The sequence below is a fragment of the Fodinicola acaciae genome (assembly GCF_010993745.1).
GTDB classification, from domain to species: domain Bacteria; phylum Actinomycetota; class Actinomycetes; order Mycobacteriales; family HKI-0501; genus Fodinicola; species Fodinicola acaciae.
The window spans coordinates 1,056,879-1,083,850 of the sequence record NZ_WOTN01000003.1 but is presented as its reverse complement, the minus strand read 5'-3'; the positions used below and the strand labels follow the sequence as shown (position 1 = coordinate 1,083,850).

The window sequence follows — 26,972 nt, the reverse complement described above, 5'->3', positions numbered from 1 at the left end:
CGCCTACGAGACGCGGTGGTCGAGATCCTCGAAGGCGAGCAGCTGCTCGCTGGCGGAGGCGACCAGCTCCGGCGCCGACACCGCGCGCGGCGTGCGGTCGATCTGCGTCGGCTCCGGCAGGTGGTCGTCACTGACCTTCAGCTCGGCCAGCCGCCGCGCCGACACCAGCACACGACCCTCCAGCGAGCCGACGCTCTGGTTGTACGCCTTCACCGCGCCGTCCAGCGCGTTGCCGAGCCGCTCCACGTGACCGCCCATGGTGGCCAGCCGGGAATACAGCTCCTTGGCCAGCGACTGCACCTGGCGCGCGTTCTTCGTCAGCGCGTCCTGCTTCCAGGCGTACGCGATCGTGCGCAGCAGCGCGATCAGCGTGGTCGGCGTCGCGATGACCACGTGGTTCTCGGTCGCGAACTCCACCAGCCCCGGATCGGCCTCCCAGGCGCTGGCCAGCAGCGTCTCGCCGGGCATGAACATCACCACGAACTCGGGACTGTCGTCGAAGGAGTCCCAGTAAGCCTTGTCGGCCAGCTTCTTCACGTGGTCGCGCACCGCCTTGGCGTGCGCGACCAGCTTGGCCTGCCTGGCCTCGGTGTCGCCGGTCTGCGCGGCCAGGAACGACTCGTATGGCACCTTGGCGTCGATCACCACCGACTTGCCGCCGGCCAGCTGGATCACCACGTCCGGCCGCTGCACGCCGTCGGCGGTCTTCACCGTGTGCTGCTCGGAGAAGTCGCAGTGCTCCACCATCCCGGCGGCCTCGACGATCCGGCGCAGCTGCATCTCACCCCACCGGCCGCGGATCTGCGGCGCTCGCAGCGCGGACACCAGCTGGGCGGTCTCCCGCCGCACGCCCTCGCTGGTGCGGATCATCTCCGCGACATGCGTCTTGAGGCCGGCGTATTCGGTCGTACGCTCCTTCTCCAGCTGCCGGGCCCGCTCGTCCAGCCGCTTGAGCTGCTCGGCCAGCGGGTCGACCAGCGCCTTGATGGCCTGCTCGCGCTGCGCGAGGTCGCCTTTGGCCGCCGTGGTGGCCTGGCTGAACCGCTCGCTGGCCAGCCGGATGAAGCTGTCGTTGTTGGACCGCAGCGCGTCGGCGGCCAGCGACCCGAACGCCTCACGCAGCCGCCGCTCCACGTCGGCCGCGCTCGCGCGCTCGTGGTCCAGCGCGGTCTGCAGCGCGGCGGCCTGCGCGTGCGCGGCGGCCGACCGCTGCTCGGCGACGCTGGCGCGGTGCTCGGCCGCGCCAGCGCGCTGCTCGGCGGCCTGCGTGGTCCGCTCGCCGGCCGTACGCACCGACTCGACCTGCGCGCGCACGCCTTCCAGCTCGGCGCGCGCCGCGTCACGCTCGGCGAACACGGCGGCCGCGCGCGAGCGGCCGGCGAGCATGCCGATCACCACACCGGCGAGAGCGCCGAGAAGCAGACCGACGACGACTGCGGCGACAATGTCCATGCCTCGATCCTGAACCGGGGGACCGACAGAATCGACGACCTCCGCTGGCGTGTCGCCGCGAAACGCTACTTCCTGCGCATATCGTTGATGGTCGTCTTCGCCTTGTCGACCGCCTCGGCGACCTTCGGCCTGGCCTTGTCCACCGCCTCCGCGACATGCGGTTTGGCCTTGTCGACGGCTTCCTTGGCCTTGTCGACGCCCTTGGCCACCACCGGTTTGGCCTTGTCGACCGCCTCGGCCACGTGCGGTTTGGCCTTGTCGACGGCTTCCTTGGCCTTGTCGATGCCCTGGTTCACCACCGGGGCCGCTTTCTCCGCCAAGTCCTTCGCCGCGTCTCGCGCCTTGTCGAGAAAACTCATCGTCCGCCTCTTTCCGGCCGGGATATCCACTCTATGGGGTACGCGGCCGGTTGACGGCAGGTCTCAGCTGTGCCACAGGTGCATCAGCGCGTACGCGCGCCACGGCCGCCACGCCGCGGCGCGCTCGGTCAGCGCCGCCGGATCCGCCGGCAGGCCGTGTGCCTCCGCCGCGCGTTTGATGCCGAGGTCGGTCGGCAGGAACGCGTCGGGATCGGCCAGCGCGCGCATGGCCACATAGCCGGCCGTCCACGGTCCGATGCCAGGCAGCGCGCACAACGCCTCGGTCACCTCGTCCACGGCCGCGGCTGGATGGAGGTCGACGCGACCGTCGGCCACCGCGGCGCCGAGGGCACGGATCGTACGTTTCCGCGACTCCGGCATCGGCAGCGCCTCGTCCGGCGCGGCGGCCAACGCCTCCGCGATCGGAAACACGTGCGTCAGCGCGCCATCCGGCTCCGCCAGCGGCTCGCCCAGCGCGGCGACCATCTTGCCGAGCACCGTACGGGCCGCGGACACCGAGATCTGCTGGCCGACGACCGCGCGTACGGCGATCTCCAGGCCGTCGACGGCACCCGGCACGCGTACGCCTGGCCGCTTGAGCACCAGCGGCTCCAGCGCCGGATCGGCGGACAGCGCCGCGTCGACCGCGACCGGATCGGCGTCGAGGTCATACAGCCGCCGTGCTCGCCACACCGCGGTGGACAGGTCGCGCAGGTCGGCCAACCGCAACGTGCACTCGACGTATCCGGGCATCGGCGTCAACGCCATCGTCGCCATGCCGTGCGGCAGCCGGAGCGCGCGTTTGTACGTGGCGCCGGTCCACTCCTCGATGCCGGTGACCTGGCGTGCCTTGAGAAAGTCGGCCAGTCCGTCGGCGTCGAACGGCGGCCGGTAGGGCAGCCGTACGGTGATGCCGCCGGGCGCCGACTCGCTGCCGCGGAACTTGCCGCGCAGCTGTGTCGGCGTGGCCGCGAACACCTCGCGGATCGTGTCGTTGAACTGCCGGATGCTCGCGAAACCCGACGCGAACGCGATGTCGGCGAAGGGGATTTTCGTTGTCTCGATGAGTACGCGCGCGGTCTGCGCTCGTTGCGCGCGGGCGAGCGCGAGCGCGCCGGCGCCGAGCTCGGCGACCAGCTGGCGGTGCAGGTGCCGCTCCGTGTAACCCAGCCGCGACGCCAGTCCGGTCACTCCGTCGCGCTCGACCACGCCGTCGCCGATCAGCCGCATCGCCCGCGCCACCAGGTCGGCGCGGGTGTTCCACTCCGGCGAACCCGGAGCCGCGTCCGGCCGGCAGCGCAGGCACGCGCGAAAGCCGGCCTTCTGCGCAGCCGCGGCCGTGGGGTAGAAGCTCACGTTCACGCGGCGCGGCGTCATCGCCGGACAGGACGGCCGGCAATAGATGCCGGTCGTCTGGACGGCCATCACGAACCAGCCGTCGAACCGGGCGTCGCGACTGCTCACCGCGCGATAGCAGATGTCGAGATCGGGCATGGGGCTCACGACGTCCATGCTGGCCCCGCCGGCCGCCGTACGCTAGCGGTTAACGGACGTCTCGATGGCTGACTGACTGGCGCGAGTGTTGTTCATCGTTTCATGACAGCCGCGGCATCTCGGCCCGCCGGTAGGTGTGGATCGAAACGCCGGTGGTCGACGTTTCAGCCTCGACCAGCTCCAAGCCGACCGGCGTGCCGCCGGCGAAGAGCCGCTTTCCGCTGCCGACCACGATCGGATATACCAACAGTACGAACTCGTCGAGCAGTTCGTTTTCCAACAGCGGCTGGATCAGCGTGCTGCTGCCCCAGACACTGATCTGCGCGTACTGGGCTCTGAGCTTGGCCACCTGTTCGACCAGATCACCGCGCAGCAAGGTCGTGTTGTTCCACTCGACTGTCCGTAATGTGCGTGATGCTACATATTTCGGTTGGCTGTTGAGTTTTCGCGTCCGCGCGTCCGGATCGGCTGTCGGCCAGAAGCTCGACAGCAGCTCGTACGCGCGGCGTCCCAACAACAACGCGTCGGCGGCAAGCACGGACTTGAAAACGCGCCTCTCGACGACGGCATCACCGTACGGCTGGGTCCAACCACCAAGATCGAACCCGCCGTCACGATCCTCGTCACGAAAGCCCGGCGCCTGGATCACTCCATCGACGGTGACAAATGCGGTCACCACGATCTTACCCATCTGCGGTTCCTTCCTCTCGGTGCAAGCGTCCACCGCAGAGTTGGCATGGTCGTCATCAGAACGAGTGATTTCCGGCCCGCACAGTCCAGAAAAACTCACCAGGACCGCGCCGGCGTCGTTGGCGGCCTGTGGCCACGTGTCACGTGTCCGCGAGTTTCGTTCCTACAAAGGAAGAATTCACGACCCGGGCCGGTGCCGGTCCACGACGATGTCCGGCCTGTTGGCGTAGGAGAGCAGGTTCCTATCGACAGACATCGGTGGTGCACCTGGTCGTCACCGCCTGGAGAGTGTCCGTAGACTGGACGGTTGTGAGTCTCACCCTCGGTATCGTCGGACTGCCAAACGTCGGCAAGTCCACGCTGTTCAACGCGCTGACGAAGAACAACGTGCTCGCGGCCAACTATCCGTTCGCCACCATCGAGCCAAACGTCGGTGTCGTACCGCTGCCGGACGCGCGGCTGGACAAGCTGGCGGAGCTGTTCGGCTCGGCCAAGACCGTGCCGGCCACGGTGTCCTTCGTGGACATCGCCGGCATCGTCAAAGGCGCCAGCGAGGGGGAGGGGCTCGGCAACAAGTTCCTCGCCAACATCCGGGAGGCCTCGGCGATCTGCCAGGTCATCCGTGCGTTCTCCGACCCGGACGTGGTGCACTTCGCCGGCAAGGTCTCGCCGGCCGACGACATCGAGACGGTCAACACCGAGCTGATCCTCGCCGACCTGCAGACGCTGGAAAAAGCGTTGCCGCGGTTGGAGAAGGAAGCGCGGATCAAGAAGGACACGGTGCCGTACGCTCAGGCTGCGCGGCAGGCCAACGACCTGCTGGAAGAAGGCGTGACGCTGTTCGCAGGAGCCAAGGACGCCGGCATCGACACCAGCCTGTTGCGCGAGCTCAACCTGCTCACGACCAAGCCGTTCCTCTACGTCTTCAACGTCGACGAGGAGGAGCTCGGCGACGAGACTTTCCTGGACTCGCTGCGCAAACTCGTCGCGCCGGCGGAGGCGATCTTCCTGGACGCGAAGGTCGAGTCGGAGCTGTCCGAGCTGCCGGAGGAGGAGGCCGCCGAGCTGCTGGAGGCCATCGGCCAGCCCGAGCCGGGCCTGCGCCAGCTGGCACGCGTCGGCTTCGCCACGCTCGGCCTGAAGACCTACCTGACCGCCGGCCCCAAGGAGTCGCGTGCCTGGACGATCCCGATCGGCGCGACCGCGCCGGAGGCCGCCGGCGTGATCCACACCGACTTCCAGCGCGGCTTCATCAAGGCCGAGGTCGTCTCGTACGACGACCTGATGGCCGCCGGCTCGATGGCGGCCGCCAAGGCCGCCGGCAAGGTGCGCATCGAGGGCAAGGACTACGTCATGGCCGACGGCGACGTCGTGGAGTTCCGCTTCAACGTTTGACGACGCCGGTACCACGTTCGGGTTAGATTTGGCAAACCCGCTGCTCAGAGAGGTTTCGGAGTCCGAAGGCTCTGTTCTCTCTTGACGCCCGTGCTGGTTTGGTGCTGACTTTGGACACCGCTCATCACCTAAGTTCACCTCTACCGTGCTGGTTTCGTGCTGGCTAGGAGTGATGAGGGCTCTGGAACAGTCGGCTCTGGTCGAGGTCGCTGTGTGTTATCGGCTTCGACACAGGATCGGCTAGGACTGCTGGAGCCAACAGCAAACCATCGCCACTTCAGCGTTGCTGGCGCCGGTGGATTCGGATCTACCTAGCGCCCTACTCGTGCTGCGTTAGCTCTCTCAGGCGCAGCAGATGGATCGACACGTGCCGACCAAAACACGGCCGCACGAGCCGTGCAACCTGGCCAGGAACTCGAACTGCACCAACTCACCCACTACGATGGCAGCAGCAACTGCCTTACCGATCTCATGTGTCGCAACCTGATGATCTCGAAGCTGATTCTTTGTTTCAGCAGGCGTTAGTAATGCTCAGGGCGCCAAGACGGCTATGGGCGGGAGTTCGAAGACAGAGCCGTCGCACCTGGCGTCCGCGTTCGTTGCGAGCCTGGACCGAATGGACATCGCGGCCATCGCGGGCGCACTGGGTCCACTTCATCGGCGTCAGCAGATGATTCTTCCCGTACGCGAGATACCGCGATAGTGTCCTTGCTCCATTGACGATTGGTCGTGATACCTCTTTGCTATTCATCGTCTATGATTTCGGCATCAGATGCCTTAGAGCGTAGTTGGCGTTTGCCGCTAATGAAGACCGTCACCAAGCCGACGATGTCCACTGTTCCCAGGATTGTTCCGGGGACAGGATTGCCGCTCAGAATAATCCATGTCGAAATAGCGAGGAACGCCAACGCGATGATGAGGGCTGAGGCTAAGCCAGCCCAAGCCAGATACGTCTCCTGGCGGTCGAGCCACATGATGTGGCGCTCGCTCGCTGGAACGCTCGGGTCGCGATGAACGGCCGGTAGGCGATGACCTTCACGTTCCTCAGTTGCTGACATCTGCTCCCCCGTCGACCGCGGATACCTCGTCAACGTATATTTGGTGAGCGTAGCCGCGGACTCGTATCTGCTCTGCGCGTGCGTATAGTTCGTGCGGGGATCGGCTTCGACGCGCAACAAACGACGAGGCGGAAAGATCAAATGCGCGACTTACGCCGCTGCGAAGACCGCGGAATGTTTGCCGCCATCTGCTCAAGTCCGCCTGTGCGACCGTGGCCAAATATCGACGCGTTCCTGAGGTTATCTCTTCGCGTCGAGTAGCCTGGACTCTAAGTGATTGTGTGAGCGCGTCGCCAAACCTGAACGACCACACAAGATTGTCAACGATGCTGACCCAGGCGGCGCCTCTTCGTCTGTCACGATCGACCAATGTCATCGCCTCCGCCCAAAGTCGCAGCAGGTCGTGCCTAACTTCGGGCTTGGCTTTCAGAGCTGTAAGGATCGATTCGAGAAGATGACGCCTCGGGAAGGCGGTTCCTTCCAGAACGTCATCCAGAGTCTGCTTAGAACGAGCAGCACCTAAGTCGACCATCTCGGAGAGCGTCGGATTGCCGGCTTCGACTCTCAACCGACGCAGCTGCGCCGCGAGTTCCATACGCAACGTACGGCTCGATGTGCCGGACCCGTCGTGCTTGGTCATGCGTTCATCCTGCCACTAGCGACCTGGTCCCGAACAGATTGCGCTGCGTCGCAACCGTCAAGCGAGTCGGCGTGTTCCCATGACCACCTCGCCGGCCGGGCGATCGCGAGTGGTGACACCTGGCCGCCGGCGACGAGGCAGAGGCCGACACCCGCCATCCCAGCTACTCATCGTGAGGCCACTGGTCTTCCTCGCTGTTGGTGATGGCGGGCAGTGTGGCTGCTCTTTGGCACGTTCTGGTGCGCTGCATTGCGCGCATCTGCTCTGCGGTCGCGTCCAGGACCACCGTTGACAACCGTGCGCTTCTCCTGCCGTGTTCACCGCCATCGCGGAGGTCATCCGCGCTCCCCGGAGAATCCAGGTCGGCCGGAAGGTTAGAGCCTGGCTCTGAGATGTGGATTGCACCGCCTGGCGCGGCGGGTGGTAGTTCCAGCTCGACAGAATATTGAGGTTAGCCCGTTGTCTTGGCCTGGCTGCTGGGAATGCCGACCGGCCAGACCAAGACACCGGTCGTTGGCTGTCAGGTTCACCTCGCGGCGATCGCGGTGGTGACCATCGAGCTGGTGACAACCCCGCTGACGGCGGCGAGTGTTTGGTCCAGGCCGAGCCACAAGAGCAGCTCCCGGACCCAACCGCCAGCAAGGCTGCCAACGATCATGGCGATAACCTGCTTCAACGTCATCCTCTTCCCTCCTTTCAATCGAGGAGATCGTGTCATCTCCACAAGGACTATCGCCTGGCAGACTCACGAACGCTACACCTCTGACCGGGCCAGTTTCGTGTAATCTCCAATGGGTGGAGGAGATCACGCAGCCCGGGACGATCGACGACCTCGTCGCGGACGCCGCGGCGGCCGGGTACTCGGTGCGGTCCCGCTCGATTCGCGACTGGTCCGAACGGGGTCTGCTGGATTACCCGGCGAAACGCTCCGCGGGCCAAGGCCGCGGATCCCGCCCCGCGCTCTATCCAGCACGTCAGCGGATGCTTCTGCTGACCCTGCTGCACCATCGACGAACCGGTCAGCGCATCCGCAGCCTCGCTCGGATCCCAGTCGGGCTGTGGTTGTACTGGGGCGAAGAGTACGTTCCGCTGTCCCAGGCCCGGCGTGCGTTCATGACCTGGCTTGGTGACTCGAAGGTAAACCTGGACATCGCCACCACAATCGGCAAGCAACTGATCAACCAGATGAGCCACCCCGACGCCACCCGCCAGGCGCGCGACCACCTGCTGGAGGTACTGACGAATGTCGGGTACACCGGCCGCCTTCCCGACGTGCCCGACCCGTACCAGCACATCGACGACGCGTTGCGTGCAGTGTTCGAGCCCGAGCTGCGGCAGCTGCGACGCGCAATCGGGCACCCCGACGCGCCGTTCACTACCGACGCGATCGTAGGGATCGTTCGCGCCCGCACGAACGCCACCGCGCGACTCAACGCGGGAGAGGTGACCGACGCTGAATTCCGGCAAGCACGCACCACTCACCTCATGCACCACGCCGACTACGCTCGCCGACAGCCCGTCCTCGCCGCGAGCGTTGATCCTGCCAGCAATCTCTATGAGAAGGCGGACATGGAAACTGCCCTCAACCACTGTTGCAGCGATCTGCTCACTGTTCTCGGGTTCCCGGCTCCCCGTACGAAGCCGTCCGACGAAAGCCGCCCGCCTACGTAGTTACCGTGTGAGAGTGGTCATCCAGATTTCCCCACCGACCTCAATCAGGCGTCGTATGCCGGCGTTGGCTCCGTTTCAACAAGGCCGGCAACTACGGACACCGCCGCTCAAGCCCGCCTTCGCACCATATCGGGACGCTCGAACGACGTCCGACAAACAGCGACGAAGCGACGTCTGCCGGCATGTGGTCAGACACCCGAGTGTCGTCTAACGGGAAAATGCTCAGGCGTGAATTGGACTGCCGTTTGCTGGGAGGATTTCGGCGGGTTCGCTCGCCAGCTCCGAGCTTCTGTGAAACCATCGGAGCCGGTTGGAACGTATGGGAAGTAGGCGTGAGCCTTTCGACCGTTACGGCTCGGCTGAAGGTGCTCCAAGCGCGGCAATGAGAGCTTGCATCGTCTCCTCGGACCTGACGACTCCCGCTGCAGCCAGCGACAATCGAGCGGCTGGTAGTCCAAGCACCGGATCGCCCACCTGATCCAGAACGTTGGTGACGCTGCGTGCATTTCGACACCCCGCGACGAGATCGTCGAATTCAGGGTCATTGTCTAGATCGCCGACGCACCCGAGAAGTGCAAGATTCGCCAGGACTTGCCTTGACTCTTCAGGTGTCGAACGCGACCGCGCTGCACCCAGCATCGCTGCATATTGCCACTTGGTCAGTTGGGACGGATCGGATTCCTTGATTGCGGCGTAAAGCCGAAGCAATGCGGTGACTGGCTCAGTCTGCCATATCCACCAGGAGGGACGTGACAAGGTCAAGGCTGCCGCCGCCGGAGCCCAGTCGTCCACCCGGGCCTGCTTAATAAGTTGGTCAAGCGTAATTGGAACGTCTGTTACATACTCAGCAACCAGTTCTTCCGTCACGCGGGATATGAACTGGATAACCTCGTCATCTTCTTCTGGTGTTTGCGCCAGTTCAATCCTGATGTCGCGTAGACCGTCCGCCATTGCCATCGTTGAGAACGTCTGGACGCCGACAGCGCGTGCCAATCGACGTACAGCGAGATCGTCACACCACAGTGGCACGTCTTCCTGTTTGGCGAGTTCGATCGAGGCTAGCCATGGCTCCCCTTGAATCATGGCTGGCATTTCCTCGAGCACCGACGACGGGTGGACGTCTCTGGTAGTCGTTCGCCGAATCGCTGCCTCCATCGCCTCGGTTCGTTCTCGCACGAGGCGGTATTCCTCGCTACTTTGTTCATAGAATACAGGCCGTTGAGCGCGGGCGTCCCACGCTAGCCTGCCGGGACTTGATCCGAGACTCTGCACCTCGATTGCTGCGCGCCGCACGTCGTCACGTCCGGCGCGAGGCAAGTGCATGGCGGTGACCTGGCCTGTGAGAATTTCTGAGTCTGTCAATCGGGAAAGAATCATCAATGTCGAGAGATCGACTGCAACCGGGCCCTCTCGCGCCGACATGGCGACGTTCATCTCCGCTTCATGTTCGCTTTCGTCGGCAGCGACGGCGACGAGCTGTCCCGCAGCTCGTCGCACAAGCGCTGACGTATAGGTCTTGCGGAACACCGTTGCCACAATTCCTGCAGGTAGACGGCCACGGGCAATACTGTCAACTAGATCGGACAGGTCAGGTGAAGCGGAGCGTCTGGTGATTTCCTCGATCGTTCTCAGCAGATCATCGGCTGAGGTGGACTCGATGACCTGAACGCCGGTGGCAGTTCCGTGTTCCTCAACTAGGGCGCCGAGCGCCTCGAACGCGCGTCGATGCAGCTCGCCTGAGACAACAGGGCGATTGTCATTCGAATGTCCCTCGGCGCGTTCGTCCAGTTGATCGCTATTAGAGTCAACATCCTCCGAATCACTCGCGTTGCCCTTCTCCGTCGCGCCACGTGTCACCGAGAGGAGAAGCGTCAGAAGGGAAGTCGCCAGAGCGGCATGATCGGAGAAGCGGGAGGCCAGCGCGATCGCTTCCGATGCGATGGCATCGTCCCATGGGACGTTCGCCATCGCGTGAGCCCACAACCGTGCATCGCTGGCTGATCGAATTTGTGGTTGATGGCGGGAGATTGTCGCGGCGGCTCGATCCTCGGCTGCTGCAGCGAGCTGCACTTCAATCAGCCCCCACACAACTGAATCTGGAGGATGGTCGTGCTCGGCGAGCGCCGCAGAAAGGATCGACTCCGCTATTGACCATTGACCAGAGTTGCCTGCGATGTGGGCTCGTCGCGTTGCGAGCATTACCCGCTCTGCCGGCCGGTCTTCAACCTGTAAGGCTTCACGAAGTGCGTCATCGGCGTGGTTGTCGGGATTCGAACTGAAAAGGAGCAGGGCGCGCTGAGTAAGGAAACGAGGGGAACGGAACCGCTCGAAGGATGCGCGGCAAGCCTCTGCCGCGTCGTCGAGACGATCCATGTCGATCAGCGTTTGGACAAGATATTCCGCCGCAGAGACGTCTTCAGCTGCCAGAGTGCGCAGTAATGCTAGACCATCTTCGGGATGGTCGTGGAGTACGACGAGCGCACGCGGCAGTCGATCGGCTCCAGGTGGAAGGATTCCGGCAGTTATCATCGGATAGAGGTGGTCGATGACATCGACGCCCAATGTCGCTAGGCGGTGTACGGCCTGGGCAATGCCTTCCCAGTCATTTTCAGCTTCGGCGCGCGTGAGATCGGCTTGCCAGAGTGCCATCGTGTCCGGCTCAGTCAGGGCAAGGAGTCCCAGCTGTACCTGAGTTACGCGATCCTGAAGATCCTCTGTCATTTGCGCCTGAATTGCCGATACTACATCTGAGGCGCCGCTCATATGCGCTGCTACCAGCGTGTTTCGCAGCAAGATAGGATCGGTTGCTTCCTCTGGCGTCGCGGTTCCATGCGGGGGCGGAAGAAGCCAACGTAATGCGAGACGATGCTCACCACGAAGCATGAGCGTTCGCGCGAGTTGCGCTAACAATTCATGGGTAGGTCCGCTCCATTGCCTGCGTTGGGTGACTGCGGCACTCAGCAGATCCGCGGCCCGGCGTAGGTCGTCGGCTTGTGCACCGCTGGTGATCGAGCGACGCCCATAAATCCGAGCTATACGAGCCATGCAGTCGGTGTCGGTCGGGTCAAGTTCCAGAGCCCGTTCGCAGTGACGTGCCGCCTTGCCTAGATCCTGAGCTCGGATCGCCTGTTCGGCGAGGAAGCTCTGAGCCGCCGCGTCCGTGCCTATTTCTGTACCTGCCGCCGCAAGGACAGTGTCAGTCCGCAATGGAGAGGCATCCCCTTCCGGGCGTTCAAGAATTGCCTCGACGATCGCGACAAGCACATCGCCGCCACCATGGCTCCGCGCCGATTCCAACAGCGTCCTCGCCCTGGCCCGATCCTCACCGACTACGTTCAACGCGGCGGCGGCGAGCCATATCCCGTTTCTATCGCTGCACGATTCCGCGGCGATTTCCAACGCGTCGGCGCTCTCGCGCATTGCGCCATGGTGGGCGCAGTAGGAGGCCAGCGCCCGCCAAGACCATGAGGTCGGGGTTTCCATCCAGAATGGCCGTGAGGTAATGAGTGCTTGAGCGGTACCGATTGGATTGCCTCGCCCCTCGGCAAGATGGAGCGCCAGGAGTGTTGCCTGAGACCCATTGCCGCCGTCCGTTTCGATCACGCGGCGGACGGGAGGCGGTAAGACCTCGAGATTGACGTCGAACCGCTCAGTCGCCCGCTGCTCCACGCCGCTGGCGGCTAACCGCCAAGCATCTGCCGCCGTGGCCAGTATCTGGTTCGGCGGAAGGGTGACCGCATACCCCTTCGGCGTTTTTCGCTCAGTTTCAGCACTAATGCGCTGCCAGTAGATCGCATCGTTCTCAAGGTCAACCATGACGACCATCACCGGTAGCGCGTGCCCCAGCCACAGTTGGCGCTCGCGCGATGAGTAGTAGAAGGCCCATCCGTCTCGCACCTCGACGAAGTACGAGGGGCCTGACTTGATCTGCACAGCGATTAGTCGGCCCGTTCCTCGGTCTTCGTCGGCGACCTCGACCTGGCCGTCGATGCCCTGATCGCGGACTTGCTGCTCGCGAAAGATCCACTTGAGATCACGAGACACGCGGAGATCGAAGAGCGCTATGCCCTCGCGATCTGTCCGTCCTGTGCTGATACCTCCTGGCACTACGACTCCTCAGACGGCGAGCAGGGTACGGCTAGTCGTCTGTCAACTGTAATTGAGCGTCAATGCCTTATGGGGCGTAGCGCGTAGCCGCGGTTCCTGGTTCGCAGCAGCGATCGCCGGCCGTCGCCGATATGCTTGGCGAGCAATCGGCTTCATCGTCGCCCCAGGCTGATCCGTACCTTGCGTGGCGTAGCGCGGACACATGACCAAGTCCCGATCTGTCTCGGACGTGTCGCCTTGAGCGCCCTCCATCCTTCGTGAGCGTGTCGATCGGAGCGCAGGACTCGGTCTGGCCCTACAGTGGCCGGGGTGACGGGCGCGGCGGCCACTCCTCCCCGACGCCGGCTGCGGCCGGTACGAGCGTCTCACCTGTTCCTGGTCTTGGTCGTGATCGCGGCCGCCGGCGGCGCCGCGTACCTCACATACTTCCCGCGCACGCGCACGGTGTATGTCGCCGCCGTTGACCTGCCAGCCTTTCATCAGCTCACCGAGGCCGATGTGCGAAAGGTTGATCTGTCCACCAAGGCCATTCCCGCCGAGCCAGTGATTGACAGGGACAGCGTGCTCGGCCGCTACACCCTGGCTCCCGTCGGTCAAGACGCAGCGATGGACAAAACAAAGCTGGGTCCGGTGCTTGTCGGTGGCTGGCTAGCAAGTCGGCGCCTGGTTGCCGTCGAATCGTCGACCGAGACGAACCTGGGTGGGGCGTTGGCGCGCGGCGATGTCGTGGACGTACTTCTGAGCCCCACCTCGGCCGAGGGGACCGCGGTGACGATCGACGGTGTTCTGGTTGTCGACGTGAGACCAGCGCCGCCAGCGGTGCTTATAGCCGTCACGCAGCAACAGGAGTCACGCTGGATGACGCTACGGGGGATGTCTCAAGTCACGATCGCCCGTGTGAAGCCCTATCAGCGTCCTTGATCGGGCGGATTCGGCGGCTGTTGTCCCGTCGACCGTTCTCGATGTCTCGTCTGGGCAGCCGACCAGCGCGGATTGGCGTTTTGGACAACGAAATCGGTGATCGCCTCGTACGCCTCTCCGTCATCCTGTACGTCTTCGACCGTGGGCCACGCCTCCAAGATCAGGCCACGATACAGGTCGAAGGCGACCCGTTGCTGTTCCGCCATCTCAACAGCACCAGGAATGGCGACCAGGTATGCGCCATATGCCACGGCGAACAGACCGACGACCACGGCGATGAAGACGATTGGACGCTGCCCGGTCAGCAACGCCGCCACGCCACACAGAACGCCAGATCCGAGAGAAAGGATCGAGACCACCAAGGGGAACTCGTAGTCGCGAGTAAATTCCTCGAAGTCTCGCTGAAAAGCTTCCGGCAGGAACGGGTACAAGCGGGGCCAGTAGATAATCGGGTCAATTCCGTAACGATCGATTGGGTATTTTTCTGCGGCGCGCAGGATGTTTCCCAGTCGCGTGGGCAGCACATCGTCGTAACGCTGTCCCGGATAATACGTGTAGACCGAGTACGGGTCCGATCCCTGCAATGTTCTCAACCTGTCGCGATGCCATGTAACACCTGGCGCCGGTATGTGCAGCCAGGAGCACAATGCTAAGGCGGGGTATCCCTCGTAGAGACGCACAATACCTCGCCACTGGCTTGCAACCGCCACAGCGAGGAACCAAATGGCCGCCAGATAGGAAATCGCTAATATCGCCTGAGAAGGCAGGTCCAAATTGCCCCACCAGGCCGATGTAGTTGGCCAAGCATCCATGAACAGAATGACAGCCGCGGCATCGACCGACACGAAGATGAGTGTCGGCAACAGAGCATTAAACAGGAAGCGGCGGGTGAAAATCGTGTGCAGACCCTGCAGTTGCTCGATGACCACGACCCATGATCCCCGTTACGAGTCGGGCGTGACTTTGTCGAGGAAGATCTTCTTCGCGCCGCATGCTGGGCAATGGCTCGGCCAGGTCGCTTGTAGTGGAAGGTGCTCCCCGCATTTCGTGCACCTGAGCAGGACAAGATCCATGCGGTCCGGATCTCCTTTCGGGCGATCGCTTGCCGGTACCACAACCCTCACCACCCTGCTGACACGCCGCTCGTATGCATTGTCCTCCCCAGCTCGCGGTGCGTCTAGATCCGCGTACAGCCAGTAATGCCAAGGAAGGGCTGGGGTGGTGCCGGCAGCGACGCGGTGACCACCCCAGCACACGGCGGGGACTCGATGCTGTCGCGGATAGGGTCGGTCGGAAAGCTGTCGCCGCATATGGAGGCTTTGGCCGTGGAGGAGTGCTTCGTTGTTGGGGGGCATGGGTACGTTGGCTCCCATGTGGTGACCGCTGCTGGCGCCGAGAGTTTCGAGGTTGCGGTGGTCAGCCGGGAGGGCGGCGAGCGGGACGGCGTGCCGAGCGTGTCGTGGCAGGCGTGGTTGGCCGACATGTCGAACGGTTCGGGCGGCTGCTCGGCGGTGTGGCTGCTGGATGGCGCGAACGACGAGGAGCCGGAGCGGCTGGCGGAGTTGGTGGCGGTGGCGCCGGCGGGGCTGCATGTGGTGTTGGTGTCGACGTGCACGGTGTACGGGAACAAGGGCGACCGGCTGTGCGCGGAGGACGCGGAGATTGAGCTGGTCAGCGGGCACGCGCGCGTGAAGTACGGCCTGGAGCAGCAACTCGTGACCTCGGCCCTGTCGTGGTGCGTGTTGCGGCTGGGCGCGTTGTACGGGCCGGATGAGCGCGGCGTACGGGCGGACCGGGTACAGAAATGGGTCAGCGAGGCATCGGCGTCTGGGACGGTGACGGTGCCGGACCCGGAGCACTGGCGGGGCTGGCTGCACCGCGACCAGGCCGCGAGGGCGTTGTGGCGGGCGGCGCGGGACCGGACGACGGGCACGTTCAACGTGGCCTCGGTGAACCTGACGTTCGAGGACGCGGTCAGCACGGTGGCACGGGCGTTTGGGGCGACGGTGGGATGGGACGGCAAGGCTGACCCGTGCAGCTACCGGGTGGACGCGACCGCGGCCCGCGAGGCGGGTCTGTTGGATGAGCAGCCGGGCGAGGATCTGACGGCCACGGTGGAGCGGTTCATCGCCTCGGGGTCGTGGCGATCCTGAAATCGGCGATGCCGGTAGCGTGGCGCCCCGTACGCTGAGCGTGAGCCGAGCGCGAGGTCGGCGGGGTGGTGAGGGAGCTGCTGCAGGCCGACACGGGCGCGGTGGCCGAGATGCGCCGCGCCGCCCAGCATGCCCGCCTACTCACTGTGCTACCTGAGCTGCTGATGGAGGCGACAGCCGCGGCGCATGAGGCGACCGGGCCGGACCGCGAACGTAGGTTCGGGCTGTTGACGGTGCTGCTGTTCGCGGCCCATTCGGTCACCTACAAGATCGGGTACGCCGACCTGTCTGCGGTGGTCGAGGATCGCACCACATGGGCGGCCGAACGTTCCTCGGATCCATTGATGGGCGCGTTGGCGGCCTGGGCGCGAACGAACTCGATGCTGCAGGCCGGTTCCTATGACATCGGCCAGCGGCTGCTGGATCGCGTCCGAGACGAGATCGATCCGGGCCGCTGCGGTGATGATCGGGAGGCGCTGCGGGTAGCCGGGCCGCTGCATCTGCGTTCGGCGATCCTGGCCGCCCGCGCCGGTGACGCCGATACCACCCGCAGCCACCTGGCCGAGGCGGATCGGCTGGCCACCTATCTCGGTGGCGGCGATGACGACGGCGGCAGGCACCAACTGTCGTTCGGGCCGACGAACGTCGACCGATCGCTCGCATCCCACATCCGTACCGTGCTGTCGCGGCCGGCGGAGATGATGACGTCCCGGTCATCGAGCCGCCCGAGGGCCATCACGAACACCCAGTCAGCGTGGCCCGTCAGTGGGTCGCCGATCTGCCGGCCGTCGGCATCCCACAACCGCACCGTCCCGTCATAGCTGGCAGAGACGATGACATCCCGGTCATCGAGCCGCCCGACCGCCACTGAAGTCACGGCGCCGGTGTGGCCAGTCAATGGATCGGTAATCCGCCGGCCGTCGGCATCCCACAACCACATGGTGCCGTCGTTGCTGGCGCTGGCGATGATATCCCGGTCACCGAGCCACCCAACCGCGACCGCGCGCACCGCACCGGTGTGACCCGTCAGTGGGTCGCCGATCTGCCGGCCGTCGGCATCCCACAACCGCACCGTCCCGTCATCGCTGGCAGAGACGATGGCATCCCGGTCACCGAGGCGCCCAAGGGCCACCGCCGTCACCCAGCGGTTGTGGCCGGTCAACGGAGCGTCGACTTGCCGGCCGTCGGCATCCCAGATCCGCACTGTCGTGTCGAGGCTGCCGGAGACGATGACATCCCGTTTGCCCAAGCGCCCGACCGCCACAGCGGCCACCGAATTGGTGTGGCCGGTCAATGGGGGGGCCGATCGGCTGACCGGCGGCATCCCACATCCGCACCGCGTAGTCGATGCTGGCGGAGACGATGATGTCTCGGCCACCCAGGCGTCCGACCGCTGCCACGGCCAGGCTTATCTGGCCGGCGAGTTGTTGGTGGGCGGCGCCCAGGGTGTGCGCCCATGTGATCCGGTAGCCACTGGAATCAATGGCGTTGAACCGGTCGCGCAGGGCAGGCCTGCCCAGGTGGGTCGCTGTCAACGCAAGCAGGCCGGCACGACGAGCTGCCGACAGATCGGTGGCCCGGTGCGCGGCTCGGCGTAGCACGGCCGCGACCGTAGCGTCGCGTTCATCAGGATGGGCAGGCAGCAGGGGCAGCAACCGGCTCAGGTCCGCCACAGCCAAGTAGTGCTCGTCATTCAGTAGAGGGGAGAGTTGTCCGGCGGCATGGGCGTGGTCGCTGACGTGAGTGCGGACGTACGCGTCGCTATCGCCCCAGCCAAATGGGGTTGATGGGAGAAGAGTGGTCAGCACGGCTCGTTCGTCACTGCGGCGGTGTGGACGCAGATCGAGCAGTTCATCGACGAGGGCTTGGTGGAAGAGGCGGGTGACACGGCCGTTGCACATGGTGCTGGTGTGCAACAGATACCCGGAAGCCTGAGTGGCGCGAAACTCGTCGATCTGCAGTTGGCTGGTGGGGTAGCCCAATGCGGTGGCGAAGGTGATCCACCGCTGGTCGTTGATGCCGTCTCCGCGGGCGTATGCGATCGCCGTCAGCAATGCTCGGGCGGCGGCCTGCTGCCGGTGCGGCAAGGTCTCCAAGTACTTGGTGACCGCTTCACCCACGGTAGACGGGATCCCGGCGGCGTCGAAGCCAAGCTGAGCCGGGTCGAGGGCTGTGTCCTGGCTGCCCAGGTCGGTAGCAGCCAACGCCGCCACCAGGTGGTTGCTGCCGGCGCGAGCGGCGGTCGCCTGCGCGAGCCGGCCGGCGAGCCCGGGGTCGGCCCGGTACGCGGCCCATGACCCGCCCGGCAGGTTCTGGGTGAGGACCGCAGCGGCGAATCCCGCAGCCCGTCGGGATCGAAGTAAGCGTCCGTATCCAGATTGACCAGCTGCCGGGCCTGCGGGCCACGCACCCCCAAGGTGGACAGCAACGCTCCCATGGCGAACCGGCCACCAGGCGACAAAGCCCGAGTCGCGACCAGCACTCGCAACCGGGGTAGCCGGGCCAAGTCCACTAGCAGCGTTGCGATCGCGCGCAGGTCGACATCGGAAGTTACCTCGTCGAGTGCGTCGACCGCGACCACCCATCCGGCGCCCTCGGGCTCAGCCCGTACTCGTAGTACCTCATCGTGGCTGGCCGTCGCAGGTAGTCGCACCGCCTGAGCGAGTGCGGCATGAAATTCATCGACGGTGGCACCATGCGCGTGGAATGCCACTCCGCGCATCTGGGGATATGTCCCCTCCGTCTGCAGAACTGCCCGGGCCAGCAGAGTCGACTTCCCGGCCCCCGGCTGTCCGGTGATCACTATCGGACAGCCCGGCGGATGCTCTGCGCTCACCCACTCGGTCACGGCCGCCAACGCAGCCGCGCGACCGCGAAATAAGTCGTCGCTGGCCAGCCCTGTGCGGCATCCGCAGGAGCGGCGGGTGAAATGCCCCGCGCGTCCGCCCTCGCAACGACCCAACCGTCCACTGGCAGCACATCACCAGCCGGCGTTGTTGACTGCTGACCACGATCGTACTTTTGTTGCCACGAACGGAGATCAAACGGGTCGGTGCCGTCCTGCACAATCAGACGCCGCTTGCCGGCGTACTGCTTGCACGTCAGCACGAACGATTCCACCGTCGACCACCGCGATCGGCCCCTCTTGAGCAACTCGCCGACTCGTTGGTACGGCAGGTCCCTGCCGACAAGGCTCGCCGCCGCTTGCAACTGTCGCAGCGTCGGCCGGCCCACCAGCGCGCGCAGCTCATGCAGCGCAGCCAGGAACTCTTGGCGCGCTGGCTCCGGCGGCGACTGTGGACCGGTCACGTCCGTATGGTTGCAGTCCGGTCAACATTCGATCCACGCGTATGCACCTCGCGTCCGTTGTCCGGTCCTGTCCGGACCCTCATGTCGGACCAAACCCCACACGACGGCGGGTTGACTGACCCAATGACCAGCACTATCGCCACCTGGATCGGCCGCACCACGGCTACCGGCGCCGCCATGGTCACCGCTGCACACATGCCCCTGATGGCAGCCATCGCCACCGGTGCTCTGCTAGCGCTGATCACCTGGCTCGCGCTCACCAGCACCCACGCCAAGACCAAAACCCGCCGTGACGCCGCCTGCGCCACCCTCACCCTCATCCTCAACTTCCTCCGCCCGCCACGACCACGCCCGTAACCCTGGCAGGAAACACAGCCGATCACGGGTCACGGCACGTCAATGAAATGCGCTGCGACGACCAATGAAATTCGACACCTTCGAATACCGCACGTTCCCAGTTAACTGAGCGGAATTGCATCCGGATCTCGGGAATTTCCATACCTGGCGGACAAATCAGCCGACGACCACCCGAGCGAACGCACGTTCATCAATTTCACATCTCGAAGCGAGAAGCTGACAACTGGTACCGATCGCTGCAACCGTGACTTTGAGTCGTAGTTGTCACCGCGCAGAGGTTTGTGCGCTGAACGCCGTGGTTAACCCGCAGGTAGCCGTCCTCGGACGCGAGACCAACTCCTTGCGGGGCTTGGTGGGCGGTGGTGACTCGCTCCTGGATCTTGCTCGTCGTCCTAGTCAAGCTGCCCGAGGAATGGGTCGCGATGTAGCACATCGTCGTCCCAGAACCTGTACCGTTCGGCGAGAATCTGCAGGACGGCTGCCGGGGCGGTGGTGCTCTGGTGTCCGGACAGATCCCAGTCATGAAGGCAGTTGACGAGGGCGAAATGAATGCCCTGTTCCATGGCGCCTCGAGTAACCTGACTCGGCGGGAGTTGTGGATCATTCGGCTGTTCCGCGCGCAGCGCCTCGGTGAGCCACGCTTCAGCGGTTTGCGAGGGCATCTCTGCGGTGGGTGCACCGCCGCGGAGGCGTACGCGGTGCGAGACCGTGAGGCCGGCTATAACGTTGAGCAGGTGCCAATCCTTCCAACCCTCCCGTCGCAAGTCGTGAAAAAGGTCGCGCACGTGCGAGTGTGATAGCAAGGTGGGAATGGTGTACTGAACGGCGAGCGATAGGTGTTCGTAACGTTCGATCAGAATTTGTTGTGCCCGGTCAGAGCTGTAGCCGGGGCCGGCGCCTGTTCGCGATTTCATTTGTGGTGCGCCGGCTCGCGGGTTCGGGCGTTCGATGTTTGTCAGAGGGCGATACTGCGGCTCTATTGGGGGAGATGCGGCCTTGGTGGGGAACAGCGCATATGTCCGGTACGGGCCTCCAATGGCCAGACTGGTAAACAGCTGCTCTCTTATGGGCGAGGCCAGCAGGCTGTTGAACTGTCGCCTGTTTAGCAGCGAATGGGCCATCACAGTCTGCAACGCTAAAGGCACCATGATATCGCGAAGCTGTTCCAGGGGGCTCATTCCTGGCGGATGTTCGGCAGGCATGTAGATTCGCCATGATCGCCGGTTGTCGATAACCTGCGTCCGCGAGACGTCCGCGGGAGGCTGCTCGCATTGGTACGTGTGGATCTCGATGTCAACGTCTTGGGTGATGAGCAGCAGGTCGAGAGCAGAGAATTCCACCAGAAGGATCTGCAGTGTGGATGCGAAATCCTCCAAGGCGATAACGGTGTCCTGTTCATTGCGTCCGTGCATAGTCCATCGCACACCTAGGGCGTGAAAGGTGACGGTATGTCGCGGGCCGGCGTCGCTGAATGGTGCGCCCTGCGTGGCCGGGAGCCAGTCGGTCCACTCCTCTTCGCTGCGAAATCTACTCGATGAGGGGGTGATTTTCTCGAGGCCGGAGATATCGAACAGGGTGTCTTCGAGGATGTCCTGAATAGTGGGCAGGAATTCGGGGCGAGTCTGTTCGGCGACCAGCGCGGCGGTAATCTGAAATCCGGTGGCTTGCTCCAAGTAAGGATATCGGCTGAAGTTGCCAGCGTCTGGCGCCCAAATGAAGTGAGCTTCGTTGCCGCATCGGGCCAGCTCTGCGGAAGCGATCCAGGCCCCGGCCAGGTGGTCCATCTGGGACGCCGCGAATAGCGCCAGCGGAATGAACTCACGGTCGGACAAGTCAGCGCTGTCGGACGCGAATGTCGCCATTGCGAGTGCATATTTCTTGGCGGCGAGATACATGCCGAGCGTCGCATAGATATCCGCGATGGCGGCCAACGTGAGCAATGTTGCCCGCATGGTGTCGCCATGGAACCAATTGATCTTCGCTTGTTGGAATTCATGTAGGGCGTCGAGCAGTCGGTTTGCGTTGAGGAGGGTTTCTGCTCGTCGTCGACACCTGTCGCCGACCGCGGCGTCGCCGTTGAGGCGGGCGACGGCTCTGTCCAAGCCGTCGCACACGCTCCGGTACAGCGGATGGTCTCGCAGGATCGGGGCGAGCACGTCGATTATCTTGCCGAATTCGCCGACTGGATAAACGGGAGCGTCCGGCAGCAGGTCCACTAGTTCGGCAAGGTGCTGCATGCCGGCGTCGAGGTCGACTACCCCGGTGGGGTCGAGCGCGAAGTCGAGAGTGTTCTGCGCGATTGCCTCCGCGAGTGACCCGTACATGTCATCAATATCGTTGAGCGTTGTCGTGGCAGTTGCTTTCGTGCTCGCATAATCGATGTGGAATGCGAGATGTGTAGCGACCTGCAGTAGCGCCGCGCGCGCATTCGGACCCCAGTCCTGTTCCAGCAGCCGGTCAACGTGATGTCGAAGCAAAGGTATCCACCCCAGCACGTCGTTCAGCGGGATGTCGCTGTGGCGCATCGCTGCCGCCATCGTGCACCACTGGACCAGCAGGCTTGCGTTGAACAACAGCGTCGGGTCATGACTCTGTTGTACCTCGTCGATAAACTGACGGACCAATGGTTCAGCGGGTCGTAGATCAGCGGCGCCTCTGCTGCAGGCGATCACAATCTCGTATATGGCATGCAGACGAACCTCGACACTTGCGCTCCGTTCGACAAGCCGCGTCATCAACGTCAGCCAGCCTGCGAGGTCAGAACGAGCCGGCCCAGGGAACACCGAATGCCGCAGGCCGCGTCGCAAATCGAACAGGTCTCCGACGCTGGCCGGCTCTCTACTGGACTCCTGCCAATAATCACGCAGTCCCACATACCAGGCTGGCGATTGGGTCTCGCCTTCTGCGGGTGCGGCTGACGCGAGTTCGGCCGGAAGATGAAGGTATTCTCCGGCAATCCAATAGAGATCTGGTTCAGCCAGCAGGTCCGCTAGGGCTGATCCGTCGATGACGTCGAGGGCGACGCCATATTCATTTATCGTCCATTCCTGAAGGTCGTGTCGCAGTCGAGGTGGGACGCTCGCGGTGGCGAAGATGTAGATCCGATCGACGTGGGTGCCTTGCCCGCAAATAGCGGTGATGTCTGCCTTGAATTTGGCGTGTAGATCGTCCTTCTGAATGGTGCATGCAAACGCGAGGACATCGGTGGTGGCCAGCGCGGCGAATCCGATCGCGAACGGTAACTCCTCGGAAAGGTACGTATGGAACGTCTCGAAGTCGCGTCCTTGATCGCCTCCTGCCGATACTGGACCGGTTGCCGGTATGACGTTGCTGACGACGCGCCGCTTGGCTACCTGGCGACACAGGTGCTCAAAGGTATGATGTGCATTGTCCGCACTTAGCGTGCTCAATGCGAGCCTGATCACCTGGGCTAATTGGACCGGTGTGACCACACCTACCTCGTCTCAGCGAATACATAGAACTGGCCGCGAAACTGAACCAGGTCCACGCGGCACCAGCCCTTGGAATAGCTCATCTAGCCCGTCCACGACTACGAGTCGGTGGGAAGGGCAGCGCCTCATGCCCTGCACGGGCTGCCCTGCGACCCCACGCAAACAGTAACGCAATGTGAAGCAGAGAGTACATGGTGGAGTGTATGCGGTTTGCATAGGCGCTGCCACGCGACGGAGTCGGCCTGGTCCGCCCGTCAAGGGCCGCACCAGCACCCGCGACACCTGCCGCGGCTGCTCGGCGCGCAGTCAAGTGCCTCAACCCGGCGGTCGGTCTGTGGCTGGCCAGCCAGTCGCAGACACCGGATCGGAAGTCTCCGGGATGCTGGTGGTGAACCGGATCGAGCCGGCCGACACCGTTGGGTTGCTGGTCGACGATGCGGCTGAACCGGAAGCGCATCAGCGGCGCCGGGTGATCGTTGCGAAGTCGATACGGCCGGAAGGGACGGGCATCGATCATCCACGAGTGGGATCGGGCCTGTCGCAGGCCATCGCCAGGCGGTCGTCTCCCTCTGTCGGATGGGCGCCCGTCGTAGGCTCGGGGGCGCCAGACAAGAACCTCGCCGAAATAGCTGCTCGGCAGGGTTGCGCAGTAACCTGGCTGGTCCGGTGTGGTCGCTGCGGCTGATTGGCTGTTGAGACGTTCGGTGATGGTGATGAGTTTCGGGCGACCGCCACCAGGCTGGACGTAAGGGTACCCGCGGTGCGCGAAAATTTCACGTCGCCTACACGCGCAGGCTGCCAGTGCGGCCAGGCGGACTAGGTCATTACTGTGCGGGTGGCGCTAGGGGAGGCTGTAGGCGCAACGGTTTCCGGCAAGGAGCTGTCAACGGACACTGTGTCTGGCGGGAGCGGGCCTTTCGGCCGCTGTGAGTGCCATGCGCTGTTCGCCTCGGCCGGGATCGAGGTGCTCGAAGATCCGTACGCGTACCGCGCGCGTTATGCGGGGAGATCCGTCCGTACCGTCCGCCGAGAATGCGCGACTTGGATGCTGGTCTACAGCAGCAAACCGACTGAACTGCGCCCGTTCCGCAGATCAGTGCCCACAGCTGAGATCAGTTTTCGAGGGCAGTCTCGTCGCAGCACGTGCGTGGATCAACCGGATCTCGTAACTCACTGTTATCTCGGCGGTGTCGGCTTCTGCGCATCCCAGTTCGGGAAAACCGCGACCGCACTGTGTCACGATCCTTATACTGTCGGCATGGCTGTGACGCGAACCCGCTGGCCACGAACTTTGCGCGAGCCTGACTCGGATTATTTCGCGGCCGGCGCATGCCTTGTGCCGCACGGGCGGTCTTGCTGTTGCGGAGTGCATTGTGCGGTTTAAAGTGCTTCGCGCGAATCAGTCGCCTCCAGGCGCAGTCCGTCAGTCCAGCATGTATCTCGTGGAAGATAATTGGGATGACTGGTTCAAATATAGCACGCAGTACTATCTCTATTACACAGCCCCGGCTCAGGCGTCGCAATATATTGGCCAGGTAAAGATCGGCCAACTTGAGATGCGTGAGGGACAGCGGAGACCCGAAATACCTGAGCAGTTTGAGGAACTCGACGCCTCGTTCTTCTCGCTGGGGCAAGACCCAGAATACTATGAACGTCTCGGTGCGCTGAACGCAGGCTTGGGAGAGACCGTTCTTGGGGCGTTGCGTGATGTGGCTCTGAATCGAGAAATCTTTATCCAGGTAGCTAGGGAGGACGTCACCGCGACATCCTTAATGCGTTCAGTGCCTCGTGCCACTATCGAAGGCCAGTTCCATCGAATAGCAACCGGCGGTGCCCGCCTGTCCAGGTATAAATTCCTATATCGTGGCCCGACTGTCGCCGCCATGCCTGACGAACGTCTCACTATTGATTTTGATGTTGTTCCGGAGTCGCAACCACCTACGAATATCCATGTCTTGATTGGTCGTAACGGAGTTGGCAAGACACACCTCCTGAACGGAATAAGTCGTTCTTTGATGGAGGAGCGGAGTGACCTTGGTGATGACAGTGGGATAGTCATGCTCGAGAACGATGAGGAGCGTGCGGCTGCGAAGCACTCCCTGGCCGGTCTGGTATACGTAAGTTTTAGTGCGTTCGATACGTTCGAACCGATTAGTAGGGTGCGGAACGCGTCGACTGGAATGCGGTATAGTTACGTCGGGTTAAAGACAGCTAGAAAATCCCAGAGCCAGACGACCTTGCCGCCAAAGACCCCAACGGGATTAGCTCGCGACTTCGGAAGCAGTGTCAATCACTGCATAAGAGGCGAAAGGCTAGGCCGCTGGCGCCGCGCCCTTGAGGTCCTTGAAGCGGACCCTATCTTTGCGGATGCCGATATCGCTCTGCTGGCCCAAGCGTCGAGCGAGGCGTCCAGTGATATGGAGCTGCGAGAGCGGGCTATGGGCCTGTTCCGGCAATTGAGCTCCGGCCATAAGATCGTCCTTCTTACGATTACACGTCTAGTGGAGACGGTTGACGAACGGACACTCGTGCTACTAGACGAGCCGGAGGCCCATCTGCATCCACCGCTGCTTTCGGCATTTATACGCGAATTGTCTGACCTTCTCGTTAATCGGAACGGCGTAGCAGTGATCGCGACGCATTCGCCGGTCGTGCTCCAAGAGGTACCGTCGTCATGTGTTTGGAAGTTGCGTCGCTCGGGTCGGGACGTTCGCGCGGAGCGTCCACAACTGGAGACCTTCGGCGAGAACGTCGGTGTACTGACGCGCGAAGTATTTGGCCTTGAGGTGACGCGGTCCGGATTCCATCGCATCCTGGAGGTCGCCTTGGCGGCGGATCCGAACTACGAGCGTATTCTGGCTCGATTCGAAGGCAGGCTAGGTGCTGAGGCAAAGGCGATCCTAAGTGCTCTCCTGGCAGCGGACGGAGATGACGACTGAATGTGGACAGTTGCGCAGCCGCCATATAGTGCCGTTGTCTCATTCGATACCTGCACTAGTAGAATCTTAAACGCGGACCTCAGATCGCGACTATCGCAGGTTCGTGCCGAGGTAGCCGTCGCTGAGGCGAGATATGTGGACTCTGCGGCCGCGGCCAATCTCCATCTCCTCAAGTCCGCTGATTTCAACTTGACGGGCATCAGTAAGAAGGAGGTCGTTCGACTCTACGATGGGCGGATGGCGAAGCGAAGGTCGGCGGGGCGGCATATTTACGACGAGCTGATGTTGCTGCCGGCGAATGGTCTGTGCCCGCTGTGCGGGCATAGAGATGTCTCTACGCTGGACCACCATCTGCCCAAAACCGCCTTCTTCGCATTAGCGGTGACTCCTCTAAACCTGATTGCAGTTTGCATGGAGTGCAACAAGGTAAAAGGGAATCGCGTGGCGTCGACGGCCGACGAGCAAACGATGCATCCATACTTCGATGACATAGAGCGTCAACCGTGGTTGTACGCAGAAGTCATTGAAACCCTGCCCGTTGCCGTTCGGTTCTACGTCCGTTGCCCGGATTCCTGGGGTGAAGTTCTGAAGCGACGCACGGAGAGCCATTTCAAGCGGTTCAAGTTGGCGCGATTGTATGCAGTGCAGGCCGCGCAAGAGTTACAGAACATCCGATATCAGGTTGATGCCCTCCGTAGGAAAGGGAGCGCTTCTCGAGTGCACCGCTTCTTGCAAGAGTGCGCCGAGAGTCGACGCAAGGTTCATTTAAACTCGTGGCAAACGGCGATGTACTCCGCATTAGAATCGAGCACCTGGTTTCAGGCCGGAGGATATCTGATTTAGCTAGTTCGATGGGGTCGAGCGCATCCCGTCCCAGGCGACGGGCGCGACCAGGCCGGCACGGTCGTCCGCGTCCGATCGGCCGGCGACGAATCGCAGATCACTGCAGTGGCGGCGGACGGGGCGTACACCGAC

At 63.3% G+C, this 26,972-nt stretch carries 21 protein-coding genes; 7 read left to right on the top strand and 14 right to left on the bottom strand.

Annotated elements, in window-relative coordinates; translation table 11 throughout:
- Positions 1 to 3: 3 nt before the first annotated feature.
- The 4 genes from GNX95_RS31295 to GNX95_RS31280 form a co-directional block, all read right to left on the bottom strand.
- The gene (locus GNX95_RS31295) at positions 4 to 1,452 is read right to left on the bottom strand and encodes a DNA recombination protein RmuC (RefSeq protein ID WP_163511272.1); all 1,449 of its coding nucleotides are present in this window, start codon (positions 1,450 to 1,452) and stop codon (positions 4 to 6) included.
- A gap of 65 nt (positions 1,453 to 1,517) precedes the next feature.
- A complete protein-coding gene (locus GNX95_RS31290) occupies positions 1,518 to 1,811 on the bottom strand; it encodes an Rv0909 family putative TA system antitoxin (protein ID WP_163511271.1) in 294 nt (97 codons plus the stop codon).
- A gap of 63 nt (positions 1,812 to 1,874) precedes the next feature.
- On the bottom strand, positions 1,875 to 3,305 hold the full coding sequence (locus tag GNX95_RS31285; RefSeq protein ID WP_163512043.1) for an AlkA N-terminal domain-containing protein: 1,431 nt from the start codon (positions 3,303 to 3,305) through the stop codon (positions 1,875 to 1,877).
- A 100-nt stretch (positions 3,306 to 3,405) separates the two neighbouring features.
- Complete coding sequence (locus GNX95_RS31280) at positions 3,406 to 3,996, bottom strand: dihydrofolate reductase family protein (RefSeq protein ID WP_163511270.1); 591 nt, start codon at positions 3,994 to 3,996, stop codon at positions 3,406 to 3,408.
- A 308-nt stretch (positions 3,997 to 4,304) separates the two neighbouring features.
- Between GNX95_RS31280 and ychF the strand changes: the two genes are divergently transcribed.
- Positions 4,305 to 5,390, top strand: a complete 1,086-nt coding sequence (gene ychF / locus GNX95_RS31275) for a redox-regulated ATPase YchF (RefSeq protein ID WP_187369728.1) — start codon at positions 4,305 to 4,307, stop codon at positions 5,388 to 5,390.
- Positions 5,391 to 6,133: 743 nt separating this feature from the next.
- Here ychF and GNX95_RS31270 read toward each other — a convergent pair.
- The 3 genes from GNX95_RS31270 to GNX95_RS31260 all read right to left on the bottom strand — a co-directional run bounded on the left by GNX95_RS31270 (position 6,134) and on the right by GNX95_RS31260 (position 7,770).
- Positions 6,134 to 6,448, bottom strand: a complete 315-nt coding sequence (locus GNX95_RS31270) for a hypothetical protein (protein WP_163511268.1) — start codon at positions 6,446 to 6,448, stop codon at positions 6,134 to 6,136.
- On the bottom strand, positions 6,435 to 7,088 hold the full coding sequence (locus tag GNX95_RS31265) for a hypothetical protein (protein ID WP_163511267.1): 654 nt from the start codon (positions 7,086 to 7,088) through the stop codon (positions 6,435 to 6,437). The genes GNX95_RS31270 and GNX95_RS31265 overlap by 14 nt, the downstream gene beginning before the upstream one ends.
- A gap of 526 nt (positions 7,089 to 7,614) precedes the next feature.
- Entirely contained in the window at positions 7,615 to 7,770 is a 156-nt protein-coding gene (locus tag GNX95_RS31260) for a hypothetical protein (RefSeq protein WP_163511266.1), read from the bottom strand.
- A gap of 113 nt (positions 7,771 to 7,883) precedes the next feature.
- Between GNX95_RS31260 and GNX95_RS31255 the strand changes: the two genes are divergently transcribed.
- Positions 7,884 to 8,759: a hypothetical protein gene (locus GNX95_RS31255; RefSeq protein ID WP_163511265.1), complete on the top strand. Its 876-nt coding sequence runs from the start codon at positions 7,884 to 7,886 to the stop codon at positions 8,757 to 8,759.
- Positions 8,760 to 9,107: 348 nt separating this feature from the next.
- On the opposite strand, the gene GNX95_RS31250 is transcribed toward GNX95_RS31255, so the two are convergent.
- Positions 9,108 to 12,866: a DUF4365 domain-containing protein gene (locus tag GNX95_RS31250; protein ID WP_281356977.1), complete on the bottom strand. Its 3,759-nt coding sequence runs from the start codon at positions 12,864 to 12,866 to the stop codon at positions 9,108 to 9,110.
- A gap of 309 nt (positions 12,867 to 13,175) precedes the next feature.
- Here GNX95_RS31250 and GNX95_RS31245 point away from each other — a divergent pair, with 309 nt between their 5' ends.
- The gene (locus GNX95_RS31245; protein ID WP_163511263.1) at positions 13,176 to 13,787 is read left to right on the top strand and encodes an SAF domain-containing protein; all 612 of its coding nucleotides are present in this window, start codon (positions 13,176 to 13,178) and stop codon (positions 13,785 to 13,787) included.
- Here GNX95_RS31245 and GNX95_RS31240 read toward each other — a convergent pair.
- Positions 13,775 to 14,716: a hypothetical protein gene (locus GNX95_RS31240; RefSeq protein ID WP_163511262.1), complete on the bottom strand. Its 942-nt coding sequence runs from the start codon at positions 14,714 to 14,716 to the stop codon at positions 13,775 to 13,777. The two genes, GNX95_RS31245 and GNX95_RS31240, sit on opposite strands and share 13 nt — an antisense overlap.
- Before the next feature lie 447 nt (positions 14,717 to 15,163).
- Between GNX95_RS31240 and GNX95_RS31235 the strand changes: the two genes are divergently transcribed.
- The gene (locus tag GNX95_RS31235; protein ID WP_163511261.1) at positions 15,164 to 15,940 is read left to right on the top strand and encodes an NAD-dependent epimerase/dehydratase family protein; all 777 of its coding nucleotides are present in this window, start codon (positions 15,164 to 15,166) and stop codon (positions 15,938 to 15,940) included.
- Between the two features lie 149 nt (positions 15,941 to 16,089).
- Here GNX95_RS31235 and GNX95_RS44510 read toward each other — a convergent pair whose 3' ends face one another.
- The 4 genes from GNX95_RS44510 to GNX95_RS31215 all read right to left on the bottom strand — a co-directional run bounded on the left by GNX95_RS44510 (position 16,090) and on the right by GNX95_RS31215 (position 19,249).
- Positions 16,090 to 16,560, bottom strand: coding sequence for a hypothetical protein (locus tag GNX95_RS44510; protein WP_163511260.1), 471 nt, complete (start codon positions 16,558 to 16,560; stop codon positions 16,090 to 16,092).
- Complete coding sequence (locus tag GNX95_RS44505; RefSeq protein WP_163511259.1) at positions 16,524 to 17,264, bottom strand: WD40 repeat domain-containing protein; 741 nt, start codon at positions 17,262 to 17,264, stop codon at positions 16,524 to 16,526. The genes GNX95_RS44510 and GNX95_RS44505 overlap by 37 nt, the downstream gene beginning before the upstream one ends.
- Before the next feature lie 723 nt (positions 17,265 to 17,987).
- Positions 17,988 to 18,776 carry a serine/threonine-protein kinase gene (locus GNX95_RS44500; RefSeq protein ID WP_425483931.1) on the bottom strand — a complete coding sequence of 263 codons (789 nt, stop codon included), beginning with the start codon at positions 18,774 to 18,776 and terminating at the stop codon, positions 17,988 to 17,990.
- 8 nt (positions 18,777 to 18,784) lie between these two features.
- On the bottom strand, positions 18,785 to 19,249 hold the full coding sequence (locus GNX95_RS31215; protein WP_163511257.1) for a hypothetical protein: 465 nt from the start codon (positions 19,247 to 19,249) through the stop codon (positions 18,785 to 18,787).
- 123 nt (positions 19,250 to 19,372) lie between these two features.
- Between GNX95_RS31215 and GNX95_RS31210 the strand changes: the two genes are divergently transcribed.
- Positions 19,373 to 19,606: a hypothetical protein gene (locus tag GNX95_RS31210; protein WP_163511256.1), complete on the top strand. Its 234-nt coding sequence runs from the start codon at positions 19,373 to 19,375 to the stop codon at positions 19,604 to 19,606.
- Between the two features lie 392 nt (positions 19,607 to 19,998).
- Here the strand turns inward: GNX95_RS31210 and GNX95_RS31205 are convergent, their stop codons facing one another.
- Positions 19,999 to 23,058, bottom strand: a complete 3,060-nt coding sequence (locus GNX95_RS31205) for a hypothetical protein (protein ID WP_163511255.1) — start codon at positions 23,056 to 23,058, stop codon at positions 19,999 to 20,001.
- A gap of 1,442 nt (positions 23,059 to 24,500) precedes the next feature.
- Here GNX95_RS31205 and GNX95_RS31200 point away from each other — a divergent pair.
- Both GNX95_RS31200 and GNX95_RS31195 read left to right on the top strand, forming a co-directional pair.
- A complete protein-coding gene (locus GNX95_RS31200; protein WP_222854065.1) occupies positions 24,501 to 25,997 on the top strand; it encodes an AAA family ATPase in 1,497 nt (498 codons plus the stop codon).
- Positions 25,998 to 26,132: 135 nt separating this feature from the next.
- The gene (locus GNX95_RS31195) at positions 26,133 to 26,840 is read left to right on the top strand and encodes an HNH endonuclease (protein ID WP_163511253.1); all 708 of its coding nucleotides are present in this window, start codon (positions 26,133 to 26,135) and stop codon (positions 26,838 to 26,840) included.
- The last annotated feature ends 132 nt before the right edge of the window (positions 26,841 to 26,972 follow it).

Excerpts from the sequence above, each read along its gene's own strand:
- GNX95_RS31295 (WP_163511272.1), bottom strand. The coding sequence starts at position 1,452 with ATGGACATTGTCGCCGCAGTCGTCGTCGGTCTGCTTCTCGGCGCTCTC.
- GNX95_RS31290 (WP_163511271.1), bottom strand. The coding sequence starts at position 1,811 with ATGAGTTTTCTCGACAAGGCGCGAGACGCGGCGAAGGACTTGGCGGAG.
- GNX95_RS31285 (WP_163512043.1), bottom strand. The coding sequence starts at position 3,305 with ATGCCCGATCTCGACATCTGCTATCGCGCGGTGAGCAGTCGCGACGCC.
- GNX95_RS31280 (WP_163511270.1), bottom strand. The coding sequence starts at position 3,996 with ATGGGTAAGATCGTGGTGACCGCATTTGTCACCGTCGATGGAGTGATC.
- GNX95_RS31270 (WP_163511268.1), bottom strand. The coding sequence starts at position 6,448 with ATGTCAGCAACTGAGGAACGTGAAGGTCATCGCCTACCGGCCGTTCAT.
- GNX95_RS31265 (WP_163511267.1), bottom strand. The coding sequence starts at position 7,088 with ATGACCAAGCACGACGGGTCCGGCACATCGAGCCGTACGTTGCGTATG.
- GNX95_RS31260 (WP_163511266.1), bottom strand. The coding sequence starts at position 7,770 with ATGACGTTGAAGCAGGTTATCGCCATGATCGTTGGCAGCCTTGCTGGC.
- GNX95_RS44505 (WP_163511259.1), bottom strand. The coding sequence starts at position 17,264 with ATGCCGCCGGTCAGCCGATCGGCCCCCCCATTGACCGGCCACACCAAT.
- GNX95_RS31210 (WP_163511256.1), top strand. The coding sequence starts at position 19,373 with ATGACCAGCACTATCGCCACCTGGATCGGCCGCACCACGGCTACCGGC.